The sequence below is a fragment of the Paenibacillus kribbensis genome, from assembly GCF_001705305.1.
Lineage (GTDB): Bacteria > Bacillota > Bacilli > Paenibacillales > Paenibacillaceae > Paenibacillus > Paenibacillus kribbensis_B.
In genome coordinates this window covers 1-17,157 of record NZ_MCBP01000003.1, presented here as the reverse complement: position 1 = coordinate 17,157, position 17,157 = coordinate 1, and the positions used below count along the sequence as shown (strand labels likewise).

The window sequence follows — 17,157 nt, the reverse complement described above, 5'->3', positions numbered from 1 at the left end:
AAGCCTGGCTAAACGGGCTCCTCCCCTCTCATTTACCCTATGATCGCCTATCCTCAGTCACGAGGCTGCCGGTTTACCTGACAGCCTCGTGCTATTTCCTCATTGACTCTCGTGTCACGAAGCTTACACAGCTATCCAATGGAAATACGTATTATTTGAACTTTTTTATGAAATTTTTTTGGTCTTTAGTAAACTGATACCCACGTTGTTCGTAGAACCTGTGCGCATGTATTCGACTTGGGTGAGATAACAGTTTAATTCCGGAGAATCCATGGCTCTCTCCCCACTGTTCAAGCCGCTCAATCAACATGTTGCCTATACCTTGATTTCTCTCCTTCTCTTTCACAACAAATCCTAGCACGTTGATTAAAGACTCCGAAAAAAGCAATTCATACGGGCTTCCATGAATATATCCTATTACTTCATTATTTTCTTCACAAACAATAACAATATCTTTGGTTTTCTTTGTAATTGTTTCAATCTTCTCTTTTACTTTTTCTTCAGGAAATACATATAAATTCGGGTTAAATTCCTGATTTAACAAATAAATATCATGATAATCCGTTACCCTGATTTCTCTAATCTGTTTTCCTTTCATTCTTGTACACCTCCTATTTTTACGGTTCATTGTACCTGCTCACAGGCTTGGTTTCATCCAAAATAGTCAGGCATCTTCTTTAACTATGGTTTGTCCGTTAAAACACTTAAGCATCCCAATAAACGCTTCAAGCTTGGAATCTTCCCATGTTGAAATGCGTTGATAAAATTCATTTTCTTTTACTTTTAAAGCATCCAGGGCTTTTTCACGGCCAAAAGCTGTCAGGGATATCAACACACCCCGGCGATCCTCAGGGTGAGTTTCACTTTTTACATAATTCAAGCGCTTAAGCTGAGAAACAAGCCGACTGACAGAGCTTCGATCCATAGCGGTGGATTCCGCCAAAAATGTAGCGCTCGCCGAACCGTATGAAAGAAGACAACGTACAATCAGAAAAGCTGCAGGTTGTAATGCTGGATCGAAAAGTGCCGCAGTTCTTACATTGAGTGCATGTGATGCACTTATAAGTGCATTAAGCTGTTTACCAAGATCCAGTTCTAATTGCACTCTTGTAGAATTTGGATGTTGAATTTTATTTTCCATAGGTTTACACACCTCATTATAAATTAGCTTGAATTTATTTGACATATATCAATCGAAATGCATATACTTGATATATATCAATCATATTTTTGATTTGGTTAACTGTCAAGCAGAACGCGTCTAAAACGATAGAACGGTAATATGAATGCAATTTATTCAAGATTTTGGAGGAGTATTTATATGTCGACATATCCGATTGTTGTAATTACTGGTGCTACTAGCGGTCTTGGACAATTGACAGCAATTGAATTAGCCAAACGCGGGGCACATCTGGTCTTAACAGCCAGAAATGAAAAACGTGCTGAAACAACTAAAAATACTATTAAAGAGCTTGCGCCCAACACAAAGGTAAACTTTTTTTTCGGGGACCTGTCTCTGATGAAAGATGTCAAGCGTATTGGAAATGAAATTAAAGCCAGTTATCCAAAGATTGATGTATTAGTGAACAATGCAGGATTACATGGTTTTGAACAGCGAATAACCTCAGAGGGCTTGGCTGAAATGATAGCAGTAAACTATCTTGCGCCATGGCTGTTAACACATACATTACTCCAGCCATTAATGAATTCAAAAGATGCAAGGATCGTCAATGTGGCTTCTGAAGCATCACGTAACCATGGCAAGCTTACATTGCCAGAGGATTTGACAGATACATCTGCCTTTACTGCAAGAGGTTCTTCTATAATTTACGGAAAGACTAAACTTCTTAATATTATGTATACGGGAGAACTTGGACGTCAATTGGATGGAACTGGGGTCACTGTTAACGCGCTTAATCCAGGGTTTAACGTGACCGGGCTTGGCCGTGAGTTAGGGTTTTCGTCAATACTTGCAAAAATATTGAACGCTTTACATATCGGAGATCCGCGAAAAGGAGCGGACATTATTATTCGTTTAGCTACAGAATCTCAATATCAAGAAGTGACAGGCGGATATTTTAATGTCGGCACTGGAAGGCCCATTGTTCCAGCCTACCCTGGTGGGGATATCATTATGCAACGCCAACTATGGAGTGCTACTAAAGAATTGTTACAACAAAAAGGGGTTATGGATTGAAACCCGAAAAAATTAACATTTAAATCCGCCAACGAATGGGTCATTTTGTAAACTAAATTTCTCTTTTAACCGATAAAAACATATGCTGGGTTCGCAATTCAATATCTCCTTCTATCTCCAAGATTTAAGTATCATCTCTTATTTTCATAAAAAAGGGGGCTTCCTGTGAACTATCTAGACGAGCAAATTGTTAGCCTCAAAGCTAAACTGATGGATCAGACGACAGCTAATAACGGTGGTTTACAATCCATTCCAGCTCAAAATCGGGAACCGGAACAGAATGGTTCCATGTCTGAACAAAATAAGCTCTTTCATATTCAAAATGAACACCTCGCGTTAGAGCCAAGTACGATACTAGATGGGGAAATCGGCTTCTATATTCCCAAATCCTTTATTCCTATGCCGGTGGAGCAAGCTGCAATCAAATATCCCTCCGAGCATCGTCCACAGGATATTTATACCTCAGCAGAAGGAACGATTAATATCAGTTTTAATCCTACGAATTCGTTTTTAGAAGTGGACGAGCTTTCCGAGTTCATGGAGCAAATGGCAGACGTTTTACGGTCGGTACAACCCATTCGCAACTGGCTCGGCTCGGAAATGTTTATCAATCATTCCGGACTTTTAATCGGACGGATTCGTTTTATAGCAGCGGGAATAGACAGTAATCTATACAACGAATTGCTGCTTTTTATCCAAAAGGGACGAGTTGTGATAGGCTCCTTCAGCTGTCTGGAAGCAGAGCTCAAAGAATGGTTGCCTGTAGCGGAATATTGGGGCCAGTCCCTTCGCGTCCTTACACCCTCCCCCCATCCTGCAAATGAGAAAGGAATGATTTCACGATGAGTCTGGGATACGATCAAATTCAAATCCACCCTTATGACCAAATCGATCTGGAGCAGCTTACCTTAACGAAAAAAATTAATGAGCATACCCGACTTTATTTTACAGGTGTGATTCCTGAAGACTTGCAGGATAGCTATGTGGAAGCGACAGAAAAAAATACGGTGATTGAGGTGAGCCAACGGGATGAATCTGGCGCCAGCAAGCCGCTATTCAGCGGGATTGCCCTCTCGGTCGAAGTAAAAGTCGTGCGGGGTGTGTACTATCTGGAGGTGGAGGCGATTTCCCACACTTATCGGATGGACATTAAGCAGCGTACCCGTTCTTTTCAATATACGAAAATGACGATTCCTCAAATGCTAGAGTATATAGGCAAGGACTATGAAGGACTCGATGTCATTGACGGAGCTACTGGGGGAGAAGCCATCGGACGGATTGCCATTCAATACCAGGAGACAGATTGGGCGTTCTTGAGACGTATAGCCTCTCGCTATCATACGAGTCTGATGCCTGTGGCCCGTTTTGACAGTCCCAAGTTTTATTTTGGTATTGAAGACAGCCCTGCGCAGGCGGTACTGGATCATACCCGTTATACCGTACGCAAGCAGTTGCTGCCTTTTCGTTATTTTCAGGAGAATGAGCAGACCAAGCTGAGTGAGCATGATTTTATTTTTTATGAGGTAGAAACGGATGAGGTGCTCGACTTGGGTGCTCAATTGAATTTCCAGGGTCACAACTTGTATGTGATGGAAGCCTATACCGCAATGAGTCAGGGACTGCTGCGACATCAATACGTACTGGGTTCTTACCAGGGATTCCGGCAAAAAAGCTACTACCAGGATAAGCTGGCAGGAGCCTCGTTAAGTGGTGTTGTACTGGACGTCCGTCAGGATCAAGTACGTATCCATCTCGATTGCGATGAACAGCAGGATGCAAGCAAAGCGCATTGGTTCAACTATTCAACCGTGTACAGTGGCGGTGGTCATACCGGCTGGTACGTTATGCCGGAAAAAGGCGATTCGGTATCCCTTTATTTCCCTGGCAGTCGGGAAGAAGACGGCGTGGCAGGCAGTGCGGTAAGACGGGCAGATCGCAAGAGTACACATAACCATTTTTCCAACCCGCAAATGAAAATATGGCGCACCCCGCACGGCAAGGAAATTCGACTGGGGCCGGATGAGCTGGTCGTTACGGGCAAGGACGGCGCTATTTATATCAAGCTGGACGATAAAGAAGGCATTCATATCACGAGCAGCAAGCAAGTGAATATTTCAGCGGGAGGCAATCTCAGCCTGTCTGCGGGCAAAACGATGAGTCTGTCCGCAGGTAGTCAGCTTCGTATGGATTGTAATGGCAGTCATATTGAATTAAGCGGTTCGGCGGACATGAAGGGCAGCGAAGTGAAGTCTAATTAAGGATGATTTTAAATGGAAAAACAAACAGATGTGTTAGATCAGCAACAAGCAACTCTGCTTCGGGCATGGTCTCTCATTCGCCAAGAATGGGCGTTAAAATGTAGAGCCACACAAGGATTCCGACTCCAGCATATAGTAGAACATTTTCGCGCCTTATGTCAGTTCGTTCGGCAAAAGCAGCAAGAAGGTCTTAAAGGCAATATTGGCTACATCACCTATTCCATGCTGCGCACCACATGGCTTGAGCAAAAGCCTGTTTATCTCGTCGAGGCTACGGACGCCTTATGGATGCTGGATGCTGAACCCATTGCGTTGGAGTACGATGCAGGTTGGGTCTTTTCCTATTGGGCTCATCTACGTGGACAGCTTTTGGCCGAAGCCTTGAAGCAGCAGGTATCTCTGTCCGAGCTAGAATTGGAACGGATCATGCTGGAAGCAGCAGGATATCTTCATACGATGATCGTTAGCCTGATTCGGCAGGCAATGAAACAAGCAGTTACTTTGCCAGAGTTTCAGGCGCTGGATCGTGAGGAAGCTTTTGAGATTCGGGTCGGAGAGTATATGGATCACAGCGTGTCTGTGTACCGGGAAGATCGCAAACCAATGGATGCGAACGTAATCAAGTCTTGGCTGGAGGAAAAAGAAGAAGGGGCCTACAGCTACCAAACGCTGACCCAAGTCGATCTATCCGGTGGAGATTACAGCTCGCTGGATTTTCGCTATACAGCCTTTCGCCAGATCAGGATGGAACATAGTCGATTGCATAGCTGTATTCTCGCAGGAACCGTGTGGCAAGGAGCTCAGCTGGATGGAACCGACTTTTCATACAGCCTGCTTCATGGAGCCGATTTTAGTGGTTGCTCCCTGCAAGAGGCTATACTGGACGCCGTTTCCGGGAATAGCGAATATGGTGGTTCAGGTGCTTGGCTGGACTGGGAGCCATTAGGATGGGATGGACTAGATTTTACAGGAGCGAGTTTACAGGGAGCCAGCTTTCAACATGCTCAGCTTCAGGGGGCTGTTTTCCAAGACAGCTCGCTGCAAAAAGCTTTATTTATTGGAGCGGATCTGACAGACGCCTGCTTTATGGGAGCCGATATAACGGGTGCTTCGTTTACAGACGCTTGCTTAGTAAGAGCTGATTTTACAGGAGCAAAGGTCAGCCGGGTAAGCTTTACGGAGGAACAATTAAGCCAAGCTATAGGTCTCACTGTGGAAGCACCTCCTTCATCCCATCCTCGTCTTAAGTCTATACAGGTACAAGATACGGTGAGTAAAGGAGACCGGATACAATGAGATATTTTCGACTCATGGTGGACGAGCGCGTCAAGCATCGGGTGGAGCCTGCTTCCCTGTCTCCCTTGCAGGTGGAGGATATCCTTTCGGATAACAGAGCTCAGGCGGAGGATACTCCCTTGTTTTTAGCTGTACATACAGATTCTCAAACTGTATATCCGGATTTTCTGGAGTATCCTTTGCCGCTGGTTTCAGATTCGATGAAAGCATTATTGGAGAAATATATGCCGGGATTAGAATGGAAAGCAGCTATACTTACCGATTTCCAGCAAGCCAGACAGGACGTGTACTGGGTACTGCGTCCTCCTGTGGTGGATTGTCTTTCCGTACAAACTGAGTGGTATCCAGACCATACCTTAAAGCATTTGGTACTTAGACACGGGAAAATCGACTCATCTATATTTCGGATCGCTGGCTTGATGGAAGCTCATATCTTTATTGATCTCGCAGTGGCGGAAAGCTTGCTGCGCCGTCCATTTACAGGTGTGCGGGTGCAAAAAATAGAAATGGCAACAAAGGAGGAATAATCCGGATGGAAGAAGCGAATGTGCAGCCTGGAACAGGCGCGAAAAAAAGCTACGTTGTGGCAGGTGCGATTTTAAGCTGTAGCTACGGGACACAGCCTACCCGTTTGAAGCGCCCTTTTAGTCATGGGGTGTATGTCAAAAATAAAGCACAGATGAATATTGGAGATTACGTGCCGGGGGTAAACATCAAATCTTTTGGTAATTGCTCCAGTCCACTCAATCCGGCTGTACAAGCCAGTCAGATGGTCGATATTTATGGGGTGAAAAAGGCCCCCTGCATTCCTGTCCTTACGATGCCCTGGCTAAACGGGAAAAGCGACATAAGAATCGAAGGCCAGCCCGCTCTAACGCAAAACTGTACTCATCAGTGTCTGTATTGCGGGCATATTCAAATCGAAAATGACGGTCAGGAGCTGGATTAACGGTTACAATCTACCCCTTTTCAGGAGCTGGATTTTGCAAAATCCTCGGATAAATACAAAATGCGCTGGTGAGAGAACGGCTATCTTCTCCACCAACGCATGAAATAGGTTATCTTCAAATGGTTCGCTCCACATCAGGTACCGCAAAAGGTTCGGTATGTGCAGTTGGATTCCCCAGGCAATGTAGCGTAAATCTCCTGTTCCTCAGAGTAGGCATACGGGTTTGAAAGAACTTCAAGAAGCTGCTCCATCACACGATAGTCTTCTCGTTCCATCGCAGCCTCCAATGCTTCTTCTACCCGGTGATTGCGCGGAATTATTGCAGGATTGCTGGTGCGCATCAGTTGACGCGAGGCGGCTTGTGATTCCTGCTGCCTGCCCAATCTCGCCTGCCATTGCTCATGCCACTGCGTAAATTCCGCAGTACTGTACAGGACCGTATCCTCCGGCTTGTCCAAAGTTAAGGCACGGAAGGTATTCGTATAATCCGCACGATACTTCTGCATCATGCCAAGAAGGTCTTCAATCAGGGATTCATCCTGCGGCTCTTCGTTAAAAATCCCCAATCTCGCCCTCATTCCTGATAGCCAATGACGATGGAACAGCTCTGTAAAGTCTGAAATCGCATCTTCGGCCAGTTTGACAGCCTGCTCCCTGTTGTCATGCAGCAACGGCAAGAGGGTCTCCGCAAATCTTGCGAGATTCCATGCGGCAATGTGCGGTTGATTGGCATAAGCATAGCGACCCTGAATATCAATGGAACTGAATACGGTCTCAGAGTCATAGGTATCCATGAAGGCACAAGGGCCGTAATCAATGGTTTCCCCGCTAAGGGCCATGTTATCAGTGTTCATCACCCCGTGAATAAAACCAACAAGCTGCCATTTGGCAATCAGCTCGGCCTGACGTTTGATCACTGCCTGAAGCAGGGAAAGGTAGCGGTTTTCGTCAATTACAGCTTCCGGATAATGCCTTTCCAATGTGTAATCAGCCAGGAGCCGAAGATTTTGGGTAGTACCCCATGCTGCAACATATTGGAAGGTGCCCACGCGAAGATGACTGGCTGCCACACGAGTCAGAACAGCACCAGGCTGCTCGGTTTCCCGGAAGATCGACTCACCCGTGGTTACCACCGCCAAGCTACGGGTGGTAGCAATACCTAGCGCATGCATCGCTTCACTAATGATGTATTCACGGAGCATTGGCCCAAGTGCCGCCCGACCATCACCACCGCGGGAGTATGGCGTTCTGCCTGAACCCTTGAGTTGAATATCAACTCGCTCCCCCGAGGGAGTAATCTGTTCGCCAAGCAGCAAAGCACGACCGTCTCCCAACATGTTAAAATGCCCAAATTGATGGCCTGCGTAGGCTTGGGCAAGGGGCGCAGCCCCCTCGGGAACCCGATTGCCGGCAAGCACTGCTACTTCATCCTTTTGCTGTAGTGCTGAATCGTTCAACCCCAGCGATGCTGCCAACGGATGATTAAAAATAATCAGCTTTGGTGAGCGAACAGGGTTTGGGCTAAGCCTTGTAAACAATGCTTCCGGCAAACGAGAATAACTATTGTCGAAGTTCCATCCTGCTTTATCTACTATTTCTGTTTTCGCTGCTATTTCTTTTTTCTCCGTCATAGCGTCTCCTTTTTCCGTTGTAGTATCTCAGGCTTCACCTGTTTAGTTTTTACTTCCGTCCATTTATTATCCACTATTCCCCATACTATTCTGCTCTTTAGCGGGAAAAGGCAGCCGAATAATTCGGTTGCCTTTTCATTTTTGATTATTAAAATATCGTTATCCCAGGAGCATAGTAGTGCCTCGCCGCTTACTACATCTTATTAAGAGTGGTCACATAATAATGAGACTCAGCAGAAATCTCAAACCCTACCGATTGGTAGAGGCTTAAAGCACGTCTGTTTTGAGTGACTACCCCCAGGCGTATCCGAGTGCGCTGCTTGTTGAGCAAGAGACTGACTACACAAGCCAGAATTTCACGGCCATATCCTTTGCCTTGGTATGCTGGAAGCACACAGAAATCATGAATAACGGCTATATCCGTAACAACGTGATTAACCCTGATCATTCCAACCGCCGTCAAGCCGTCCACAGCAATGTAAGTGACGCGCTCAGGCTCTTTCGTATGAGTAAAATAATTCCTTGTCCAGGATTCTGAATCACCAAAGGCTTGTGATGAACAGGTAACCATAAAATCAAAATCCTCAGCTTCTTCTAATCGCAAAATTAAGCCGGAGCAACGTAATGTAAAAGTTTGAAACCGAATTAGGTTCATGGAGAATTCTGAAGTACTAAAATTCCCGCCCAAATGCCTTATACAATCGATACCAGACTTAGAATTGGATGGAACCCTAAAGCGGCAAGTTTGGATACCCTGTATTAGCATCTCTGCTGCAGCACTTTCCATTAAACGACCAAATACACCTTGGCGACGATAGTCCGGATGAACCATACCGTTCATATTAGCTTCGATTCCATCCGATGTATACCAACTGAGAAAACCAATGAATTGGTTGTCGCTTTGGCACAGGAAGGCTTGATCTCCACCGTTTTCCTTAAGGCTTTCTAGGCCCACTCTCAGGCATGATCCGTCGAATTCTTTGCACTGTTGTTCTAACATTCGAATTTGCGCCATTTGATGACTTGAAAAGTCATTCATTTTAGTAATTTTATATTTTTGCATGTTGATTGTGATTGCCTCATCAAGAAGGAAACACGCAGTTTAAGGACGAGTAGGCGCTATCCTTCTATAGACTGTCCGTTTGTTCATGATTACCAATTGAACCGCCTCCTTGATATCGTATAACTACAATTTTAACTTAATATTGAAACAAATCAATATCATCCCGATAAAATGAACATCTCCATATAAACATCCGGCAACAGCTTATAGAGAGCACATGTTCAAACTCGTTAAGTTTTTGCTTATACAACAGCAGTTGAATTTTTACAGGAAATCTGCACATGCTGATGTAAAGACGTCATGCAAGATGGTTATCATCCCCCAGTAGGATGCAGCCATGAGGAACATCGGACGGAAATGCTCGGCAATAATTTTGTCTCCGGGTTCATTCTCCGGGTTCATTTTAGTTCCAACTCCATAAACACATCCGCTCTTACATATGGCATGGGTCCGATTCGCTCAACAGGAACATGCTTGAACCCTACCGATTCGTAAAGATGAACGGCGTTCGGTAGCTTGGTGCTACTGCCCAAAAAGAGCGATGTTGCACCAAGCTCGCGTGCGCGGTCGATGGCGGCATCGATGATTCTCCGTCCGTATCCGCGTCCCCGCGACCCGGGTGTAACGCTCATCTTCGATAGCTCGAACACGCCAGCTCCGCTCGGCACGAGTGCAACGCATCCGACAATCGAATCTCCAGTACGAGCGATGAGCACATCTCCTCCTCTGTTCACGATATTCTCCACCGGGTTATCAAGGATGACCCGATCCTCCTTTTCAATCGTGAAGAAACGAGTGATCCATTCCTCGTTAAGAGTTTTAAAGGCATGAGCCTCGTTGGTCGTCTTCATCGAAGTGATCGTGAGTACTGTTTCGAGCATGATATGTTTCCTCCTCTTGTATGCTTTACTCCACTGTAGAAAAAACCGAACGATTGATCAATGTCGATTTTCATATTAATATCATAGATAATATCTATGATCGGACGGTGACAACCTAATGGAACATCGGTTATTGACCTATTTTTTAATGGTCTGCGAGGAGCTTCATTTTACGCGGGCGGCTGAACGACTGTCGATCAGCCAGCCAACGCTCAGCCACCAAATCCAGCTGCTAGAGCACCAGCTAGGCGTGCCATTGTTTACCCGCATTGGCAAGAAGGTCTATTTGTCCGAGGCTGGACACATTTTGCGAAGTCACGCGTTAAGCGCCTTCCACGAGTTGGACCAAGCTCGGGTCGCCATCGAAGAGCTGCGAGGCATGAAGCGTGGCCGCTTGCGGATCGGCTGTGCAGGCAATCATTTACTCCTGCCTGCCATCGCCGCGTTTCATCAGCAATATCCTGAGATTGAACTGTCCGTCCAGGAACTGGCGACCGAAGAAGTTAAGAGGGAATTGCTAACCAATCGGATTGATCTCGGTATTGTCTATCTACCGCTGGATCACGAACAGCTAGAGAGCATTGAGCTGTTCGAGGACGAGTTGCAATTGGTCGTCGCAGCAGGGCACCCGCTCGCAGCAGCAGATACCGTCCCCCTCGCAGAGCTTCAGGCGCATCCCTTTGCCATGCTCCAGCCCAAGTTTCTCGTACGTCAGTTCTTCGACCAGTATTGTGAGAGCGCTGGCTTCCACGTCAAGCCGATCCTGGAGCTCTCCACTCTGGAATCGCTGCTACAGGTCGCGATAACAGGTGTTGGCGCAGCCGTGCTGCCACGATCCTACCTCCAATCAGTTAATCAGCCTGCCATCAGCAAAATCTGCCTCAAAGATCCTGCTCCCACACGGAAGATTGGTCTGGTTTATCGCAAAACCTCCTATCTCAGTACTGCAATGAAGACGTTTATCACCCAAATAACGGTGCAATAATTCGCATAAAACAAAAATATGCCCTCTCGTTGAAGAGAGGACAATGCTATATTAACTTCCACTAGTTATTTCTATTGGTTCACATGAATAAACTTTTGCCATATGGGCTATGTCATTGTTGCCTAGATCATTAAAGAACCACCTTTAATAAGGTAGTTCCTATTGCACTATCGTTTCCATTAGCATCATATCTTAAGGGAAGATCCAATTGTATTTCAAATCACTCCCAGACATTATGGTGTATTAGGTTATTTAGATTTCGACGTTTCTCCCAATTTACTTGCTCCAGGATTGGTTTTGTAGGATAAAAATCCGTATATCCTAATGAAATCAAAGCAATAGGGTCAATATGTGGCGGAATATTTAGTATTTCTCGTACGTCTGTTTTCTTGTAAAAACTAACCCATCCCATAGCTATTCCTTCTGCATAAGACGCCAACCACATATTTTGGATACAACAGGCGACGGATAGAATATCTGTTTCAGGAATAGAATTTCGTCCAACTACATGTCCGCCACCTCTTGTGGGATCACATGTAATACAGATCGTTATTGGTGCTTCCCTTATACCCTCTAATTTTAGCGAGAGAAATCTTGTCTTTTTTTCATCTTCATAGTGTATGGATAACGCTTGTATTTCTTTATGACATGCATGCGCCAATCGTTCTTTAACCCCTTGAGAGTCAATGACAATAAAATCCCAAGGTTGCATAAAACCAACGGAAGGTGCATGATGACCAGCCATTAATATGTTGTTTAACTTATCTTTGGATATGGGTTTTCCATTAAAGGATCGAATATCTCTCCTTTCAAAAATGGCCTTAAATACTCCTTCTCTTTCAGAATCATTTAACAATTTAATCCCTCCCTTAAAACAAAAATTCCCAGGCCATATAAGTCTGAGAATGCGCCAGTACTCAAATGATTATGACAGGGCTTCAGACTCAAGTTTACATTGAAATAAGTTTTTTATGTGATTTGCAATTTCATGATCAAAACCTTTTCTGATATATACCTTCATAAAGATCTCCTACGCATACATTTCCCGATGTGAACCTCTACTCTGATTCAGCAATACAGTCAGTCCTAGAATAATCTCACCACAAATTCTTTAAGGCTATCTTGCCTTAACAGGCTTTATCTCAGGGAATTTCCGCTGATATGTTTTAAATAACAAATACTTTTGTAAACCTTTGGATTGATGTAAGGCTTGTTGTGCCAGTTCAGTTGCTGCTGCAAGATGATTTGATTTCAACTCCAATTCGGAAAGAAGTGCGTTTTTCATCCAAGGCGTTGGAATCTCGTGAATGATTTTGAGAGCTTCCGCATTGTTTCCTTCTTCCATACACACGATGGCTCGATAGTAATTTTTATATGCCAGTGGTTTGATGAACTCGATTTCTTCTTTAACCGTCAGGATTTCTTTTTTATAGAAAGCAAAAACGGTTTTATATAACGCTTGTTTGTGAATTCCCTTAAACTTTTGGAGCAATAGTCGGATTGATTCTTCTACTTCTTCATCGATTTCATGGGCTAAAGCATAAAATAGATGGTATTCTGGCTTACTCTTACGCAACATTAAAAACTTCTCTATTCTCTTCAAATTAGAATCCCATAATGCAGTAAAAAGAATAGGCACATATAGCACCAGGAACATCAGGATAAAAATGATTACAAAAGCTAGCACCTTATTGATATGTAAATGATCCATAATTCTCCACATTACAATGGCAAATACAAATGCGACAATATTCCTTATATTCCAGATCAATATAGCTTCCCCTTTTCATGCTGTTGAACATGTTGATTTGTCTTATCCGGGTTAATTCAACAAATTTGAATGTAATCCCTTCTTTTCCCTAAAAAGTAGGATCTATATGGGGAATATCACGAAAATAGGGAACAAGCGATAACATCCCATTTCCTATATATATTCAGGCTTACCCTGCCAACTCAGCCTCGTAAAACAACTCGATATTTTAGGAATATTGGATAAAGAAAGTACATAAACTGTTATTCATTTAAATCTAAAGACATAAAAAATACCCATTAATAAATATGAGTATTCATTCGAAATGATAAGATATTAATGCTTCTCATCTCGATATATCTATTACTATCACGCACTCCACGTGTGTCGAGACGACGGAAAGAATATAGTTAGATCAGAAAATGGTATGTTTATTCAAAAATTGAAGAATAGAATCATTTATTAATTGGAGCTTTTCTCTAAGCATATACGGTCAATGCTACAATCTGGAGCAACCAGACGCCGTGAGTCTCTAACAAGCGGGCATAATCTATTAGTTGCTCTTCTGTAGCCAACTCATCTGTTCACTAGCAAAAATGAATCCACTCTTCTACAGGAAAGGTTATCTTCATTTACACATAATTCTTAACGCTACCGTCTAAACTTATTGAGAAGAAAATTCCTAATCAAAACAATTATAACTTCTGGTAGAAACACAATAAATATATATAGGGGTATGATGAATGGTAAAGATGCAACGAAAACCTCTGCCACCTGCCCCCCCTCAACCCAAAACAACCAAATTGGTACTGATAAAATCCATAGCAATACATTAGAGATCATTAAATATCGAAGGTTTTTCCAGAGAAAACAAAACAAAACTGCAATGACTGCTGGTATCCCCCATGAAACTATCTTGGCACCATTACTTAATATCACAAATGCCGTAATGGGATAGAGTATTACGATTAATATCTGAACCAATCTATTATTATAAAAACTCAATTTTTCATCTCCCCCATCTTTATTTCAACAAACTAATTCCCTTTTAGGATAATCATACATTATTATTCTATTTATTTCCAGTATCTTTTGTGTATAATAAGTATTGCATTTAAATTTATGGAAAATGGCGGTGTATTATGAAAAAATTAAAGATTTTTTTGCCTGCTCTACTATTACTTCTCTTCTTTACCTCTTTTCTTGGTATAACTTCTGTAAGTGCCTCTGAAGTTAATCCTTCTGTAAGTGCCTCTGAAGCTAATCCTTCTGTAAGTGCTTCTGAGGACACATATGGCTTTGCGCCATCAGCGTTAGAACCAGATTCAACCTATCCAGGGACCAATATCAGAGTTAGGGTAGGAGATGTGCTTTATTCATCAAAAGCATTAGGCGGAAATGCACCAATTGTCGGACATGTTGGAATTATTGGGCCTGATTATATGGTTTATCATGTAAATGCCGTAAATGATAATCAAGGAGAAGGTGGAAAAAGGGATACCATTTCTTATTACCAATCGAGGCATAAGGCTAATGAATCAATCGCTGTCTATAGAGCAACTCACGGCCTTAACGCAGCTTATTGGGCCAAAAACAATTACTCTTCAGTAACAAGTTACTATATACCTTGGGCTTCTTGGGATAACTTTCAACTTAAAACTATAAACCCTAATTACTGCTCTAAATTCATTTGGCAAGCCTTCTATTATGGAAACTATAACACAGACTTTATTATAGGATATTATACTCCAAATAAAGAGGCTTTTGTGACTCCAGGTCAAGTCATTAACAGTAATGATCTTACATATGTGGGTTCATTCAAAAGTCGTAACTAAAACATAAATATGCATTTTCAAAGCAAACAAAAAACGTATTTAGTCGATTAAACTAAATACGTTTTTTTGTTTATACAGCTATCCGATCAGGTGGGTAATGAAAGTATTGATAATGACCGCCACTGTACACAACTTAACCCCTTTGATTTCTCCTACTTCCAGTATTACACATTGCCCCCCAATGAATGGGTAATTTTGTAAACTAAATCTCTCTTTCAACCGATATATACATATGCTGGACTGTAATTAAATATCTCCTCTTGTTCTTTTGTACCTTGAATGAAAGCTTACTCGGAACATCTGTATCCGAATAAGAACGTTTTGTACCCAACAATTTCAGTGATACATATCTATCTCGACTCAAATTTGCACTCATCTGCGGCTTCTATAATCTGAAGCGAATTCAAGATGACGTTCTTCACTTGGAATCAGCCATCACATCTGGAAAGGAGACATGAACTCACTTGAGCGTACTATCAGATGCAATCGGATATGAAAGCCTACACTTTTATGGTCCCTTTCAGCCACAACACATCGATCAACTTCAAATAACACGTACCATTAATGATCATGCCTATTTGCATTTCAGTGGTATGCTCTTCGAAGAACAAGGAGCAACCTGTATTGGACAGGATATGGAGCAAGAGCCAATTGTGATTCGTCAGTTGGATGATCAGGGACAATCGCTGAGAAGGCTGTTCCATGGGGTTGTTACGCGTATGTCCGTACACTGTGTGCGGGGCGTGTATATGTTTGAACTGGAGGCCGCTTCCCATTCGTACCAGATGGATATTAAGAGTAAAAGGCGCTCCTATCAAGATATTCACCGCACTTATGATGATCTGGTCACTGCACTGGTTCGAAAATATCAGTACGGAGATGCCATTGATACCGTAAGCAACTATGCCAAACTAGAGACATTTGTTTTACAATATGATGAGACCGATTGGGCGTTTTTAAAACGTCTCGCATCTCGTTTTGGTTCAATACTTGTACCAGAAGTGACCGCAGCCTCACCCAAGGTCTTCTTTGGGATGCCAGAAGGCAAGCAGCATAAAGTGGAACGAGATGTATTTTATCGGGTACGGAAAACATTTCATGAGCTGGATGCGGAAAAGCTGGGAGAACAACGTGCTGGCTCATATGTCACCTATACAATTGAAAGTCTGCAATACTATGCGCTAGGCGACCTCATTACGTTACCCATTGGACAAGGCAAAGAGTTGGTCGTCGTTCGGGCAGTAACAACGTTAGCAGATGGCTTACTGCGTACTCGTTATGAACTCCAAGCGGAACAGGATATTCACTATGCCCGGTATGAGAACGATCAGGCCACCGGGATTTCGCTGACAGGAACGGTGCTCAAGGTACAACAGGATTTCGTACAGCTTCAACTGGACATCGACCCGAAGCAAGATCCTGCCAAAGCCTGTTGGTTTCCCGTGGCAACTCGATATGTAGCCGAAGAACATAGCGGTTGGTACGATATGCCTGAAATCGGGGAACAGGTCGAACTGTATCTGCCAACAAATCGCGAACAGGATGCCTATGTGACGGATTCACTGCGACAACAACGCCACGCGAATGGACAGCCGAATGTGAAGATGTGGCAACATGTGCAAGGTAGTGGGGTAGAAATGTCTGAGCAAGAACTGACCCTTTCTACCTCGGATGGATTTTCCATTACACTGCACGAGGATACGGGCATCACCATCAACAGTCCGGGGGATGTACAGATTCAGGGTGGTCATGTGAAGCTCGATGCAGGTGAGGAACTGTCGCTGGAAGCTGGAACGGCGCTATATCTGAAAGGCGGAGCCAGTAGCATGGTGCTAGATGGTGAGACAGATACCAAAGCTCCAGTGATTTATCAGGAAGGTACGGTGAAAGCTCCAGTTTTCGTAGCTGACCTCCCCCCTGTGCCTGAGCCGCCATTGATGAGCATTAAAGCCTATGAAGCAGCTCAATCAGTAGCTAAGGATTCATCTAGCAGCCAAGCCTCTACCCCTAAAGCAAAAATCACCAGTCCCGCAGAGCTTAAACAGGCGAATGCCTTGATGGGGACAGTATCCAAGCTATTAGGTTCCATTCCGGTGATGGGAAAAGTGGCTAGTGTGATGTTAAATACGGTTGGTGGACCCGCAGGTAAAGTAGCGGCAACTGTTTTGCAAGCAACTGCATCGATCCCCGTTCGGAGCAAAGGAACACCTACGATTGGAGGAGACAGCAAGGGGAGCGGAGTTCATCCGTTAAAATACTTGGCTGGATTAGCCCTTCAAGGACTGATTAGTCAATACGAGCATGAGCAAGCG

The 17,157-nt window shown here is 43.7% G+C and carries 18 protein-coding genes; 10 read left to right on the top strand and 8 right to left on the bottom strand.

The features are described from left to right. Positions 1–151: 151 nt before the first annotated feature. Both BAZ21_RS06070 and BAZ21_RS06065 read right to left on the bottom strand, forming a co-directional pair. On the bottom strand, positions 152–598 hold the full coding sequence (locus BAZ21_RS06070; RefSeq protein WP_068498092.1) for a GNAT family N-acetyltransferase: 447 nt from the start codon (positions 596–598) through the stop codon (positions 152–154). Positions 599–664: 66 nt separating this feature from the next. Continuing rightward, positions 665–1,141 (bottom strand): MarR family winged helix-turn-helix transcriptional regulator, encoded by a 477-nt coding sequence (locus tag BAZ21_RS06065; protein WP_068498090.1) that lies wholly within the window; start codon positions 1,139–1,141, stop codon positions 665–667. 180 nt (positions 1,142–1,321) lie between these two features. On the opposite strand from BAZ21_RS06065, the gene BAZ21_RS06060 reads away from it, so the two are divergent. The 6 genes from BAZ21_RS06060 (at position 1,322) to BAZ21_RS06035 (ending at position 6,700) form a co-directional block, all read left to right on the top strand. Further along, positions 1,322–2,197 carry an SDR family NAD(P)-dependent oxidoreductase gene (locus tag BAZ21_RS06060; protein WP_068498088.1) on the top strand — a complete coding sequence of 292 codons (876 nt, stop codon included), beginning with the start codon at positions 1,322–1,324 and terminating at the stop codon, positions 2,195–2,197. Positions 2,198–2,362: 165 nt separating this feature from the next. Further along, positions 2,363–3,043: a hypothetical protein gene (locus tag BAZ21_RS06055; RefSeq protein WP_068498087.1), complete on the top strand. Its 681-nt coding sequence runs from the start codon at positions 2,363–2,365 to the stop codon at positions 3,041–3,043. Next, positions 3,040–4,455, top strand: a complete 1,416-nt coding sequence (locus BAZ21_RS06050; protein WP_068498085.1) for a phage baseplate assembly protein V — start codon at positions 3,040–3,042, stop codon at positions 4,453–4,455. The genes BAZ21_RS06055 and BAZ21_RS06050 overlap by 4 nt, the downstream gene beginning before the upstream one ends. A 12-nt stretch (positions 4,456–4,467) precedes the next feature. Further along, positions 4,468–5,751, top strand: coding sequence for a pentapeptide repeat-containing protein (locus BAZ21_RS06045; protein ID WP_068498083.1), 1,284 nt, complete (start codon positions 4,468–4,470; stop codon positions 5,749–5,751). Beyond that, positions 5,748–6,278 carry a hypothetical protein gene (locus BAZ21_RS06040; protein WP_176718109.1) on the top strand — a complete coding sequence of 177 codons (531 nt, stop codon included), beginning with the start codon at positions 5,748–5,750 and terminating at the stop codon, positions 6,276–6,278. Before BAZ21_RS06045 ends, BAZ21_RS06040 begins: the two co-directional genes overlap by 4 nt. Before the next feature lie 5 nt (positions 6,279–6,283). Continuing rightward, a complete protein-coding gene (locus BAZ21_RS06035; protein WP_068498081.1) occupies positions 6,284–6,700 on the top strand; it encodes a DUF4280 domain-containing protein in 417 nt (138 codons plus the stop codon). Positions 6,701–6,834: 134 nt separating this feature from the next. Here the strand turns inward: BAZ21_RS06035 and BAZ21_RS06030 are convergent, their stop codons facing one another. From BAZ21_RS06030 to BAZ21_RS06020, 4 genes are all read right to left on the bottom strand, one after another. Beyond that, entirely contained in the window at positions 6,835–8,331 is a 1,497-nt protein-coding gene (locus tag BAZ21_RS06030; RefSeq protein ID WP_068498078.1) for a protein adenylyltransferase SelO, read from the bottom strand. A gap of 193 nt (positions 8,332–8,524) precedes the next feature. Continuing rightward, positions 8,525–9,394: a GNAT family N-acetyltransferase gene (locus tag BAZ21_RS06025; RefSeq protein WP_068498077.1), complete on the bottom strand. Its 870-nt coding sequence runs from the start codon at positions 9,392–9,394 to the stop codon at positions 8,525–8,527. 264 nt (positions 9,395–9,658) lie between these two features. Further along, positions 9,659–9,796 (bottom strand): hypothetical protein, encoded by a 138-nt coding sequence (locus BAZ21_RS28870; protein ID WP_176718108.1) that lies wholly within the window; start codon positions 9,794–9,796, stop codon positions 9,659–9,661. After that, positions 9,793–10,275: a GNAT family N-acetyltransferase gene (locus BAZ21_RS06020; RefSeq protein WP_068498075.1), complete on the bottom strand. Its 483-nt coding sequence runs from the start codon at positions 10,273–10,275 to the stop codon at positions 9,793–9,795. Before BAZ21_RS06020 ends, BAZ21_RS28870 begins: the two co-directional genes overlap by 4 nt. Before the next feature lie 118 nt (positions 10,276–10,393). Between BAZ21_RS06020 and BAZ21_RS06015 the strand changes: the two genes are divergently transcribed. Beyond that, positions 10,394–11,260 (top strand): LysR family transcriptional regulator, encoded by an 867-nt coding sequence (locus tag BAZ21_RS06015; protein WP_068498073.1) that lies wholly within the window; start codon positions 10,394–10,396, stop codon positions 11,258–11,260. 220 nt (positions 11,261–11,480) lie between these two features. On the opposite strand, the gene bluB is transcribed toward BAZ21_RS06015, so the two are convergent. Then, positions 11,481–12,116: a 5,6-dimethylbenzimidazole synthase gene (gene bluB, locus BAZ21_RS06010; protein WP_068498071.1), complete on the bottom strand. Its 636-nt coding sequence runs from the start codon at positions 12,114–12,116 to the stop codon at positions 11,481–11,483. A gap of 261 nt (positions 12,117–12,377) precedes the next feature. After that, positions 12,378–13,031, bottom strand: coding sequence for a hypothetical protein (locus BAZ21_RS06005; protein WP_068498068.1), 654 nt, complete (start codon positions 13,029–13,031; stop codon positions 12,378–12,380). A gap of 718 nt (positions 13,032–13,749) precedes the next feature. Between BAZ21_RS06005 and BAZ21_RS28865 the strand changes: the two genes are divergently transcribed. From BAZ21_RS28865 to BAZ21_RS05990, 3 genes are all read left to right on the top strand, one after another. Further along, entirely contained in the window at positions 13,750–13,968 is a 219-nt protein-coding gene (locus tag BAZ21_RS28865; RefSeq protein WP_176718107.1) for a hypothetical protein, read from the top strand. A 184-nt stretch (positions 13,969–14,152) separates the two neighbouring features. After that, complete coding sequence (locus BAZ21_RS05995; RefSeq protein ID WP_068498064.1) at positions 14,153–14,845, top strand: hypothetical protein; 693 nt, start codon at positions 14,153–14,155, stop codon at positions 14,843–14,845. A 464-nt stretch (positions 14,846–15,309) separates the two neighbouring features. Continuing rightward, positions 15,310–17,157, top strand: a 1,848-nt coding sequence (locus BAZ21_RS05990) for a contractile injection system protein, VgrG/Pvc8 family (RefSeq protein WP_256019970.1), incomplete at its 3' end; no start/stop codon positions are given.

Bases quoted from the DNA above. Each gene is read 5' to 3' on its own strand.
- BAZ21_RS06070 (WP_068498092.1), bottom strand. From the start codon at position 598: ATGAAAGGAAAACAGATTAGAGAAATCAGGGTAACGGATTATCATGAT.
- BAZ21_RS06065 (WP_068498090.1), bottom strand. From the start codon at position 1,141: ATGGAAAATAAAATTCAACATCCAAATTCTACAAGAGTGCAATTAGAA.
- BAZ21_RS06060 (WP_068498088.1), top strand. From the start codon at position 1,322: ATGTCGACATATCCGATTGTTGTAATTACTGGTGCTACTAGCGGTCTT.
- BAZ21_RS06050 (WP_068498085.1), top strand. From the start codon at position 3,040: ATGAGTCTGGGATACGATCAAATTCAAATCCACCCTTATGACCAAATC.
- BAZ21_RS06045 (WP_068498083.1), top strand. From the start codon at position 4,468: ATGGAAAAACAAACAGATGTGTTAGATCAGCAACAAGCAACTCTGCTT.
- BAZ21_RS06040 (WP_176718109.1), top strand. From the start codon at position 5,748: ATGAGATATTTTCGACTCATGGTGGACGAGCGCGTCAAGCATCGGGTG.
- BAZ21_RS06035 (WP_068498081.1), top strand. From the start codon at position 6,284: ATGGAAGAAGCGAATGTGCAGCCTGGAACAGGCGCGAAAAAAAGCTAC.
- BAZ21_RS06030 (WP_068498078.1), bottom strand. From the start codon at position 8,331: ATGACGGAGAAAAAAGAAATAGCAGCGAAAACAGAAATAGTAGATAAA.
- BAZ21_RS06025 (WP_068498077.1), bottom strand. From the start codon at position 9,394: ATGCAAAAATATAAAATTACTAAAATGAATGACTTTTCAAGTCATCAA.
- BAZ21_RS28870 (WP_176718108.1), bottom strand. From the start codon at position 9,796: ATGAACCCGGAGAATGAACCCGGAGACAAAATTATTGCCGAGCATTTC.
- BAZ21_RS06020 (WP_068498075.1), bottom strand. From the start codon at position 10,275: ATGCTCGAAACAGTACTCACGATCACTTCGATGAAGACGACCAACGAG.
- BAZ21_RS06015 (WP_068498073.1), top strand. From the start codon at position 10,394: ATGGAACATCGGTTATTGACCTATTTTTTAATGGTCTGCGAGGAGCTT.
- BAZ21_RS28865 (WP_176718107.1), top strand. From the start codon at position 13,750: ATGAATGGTAAAGATGCAACGAAAACCTCTGCCACCTGCCCCCCCTCA.
- BAZ21_RS05995 (WP_068498064.1), top strand. From the start codon at position 14,153: ATGAAAAAATTAAAGATTTTTTTGCCTGCTCTACTATTACTTCTCTTC.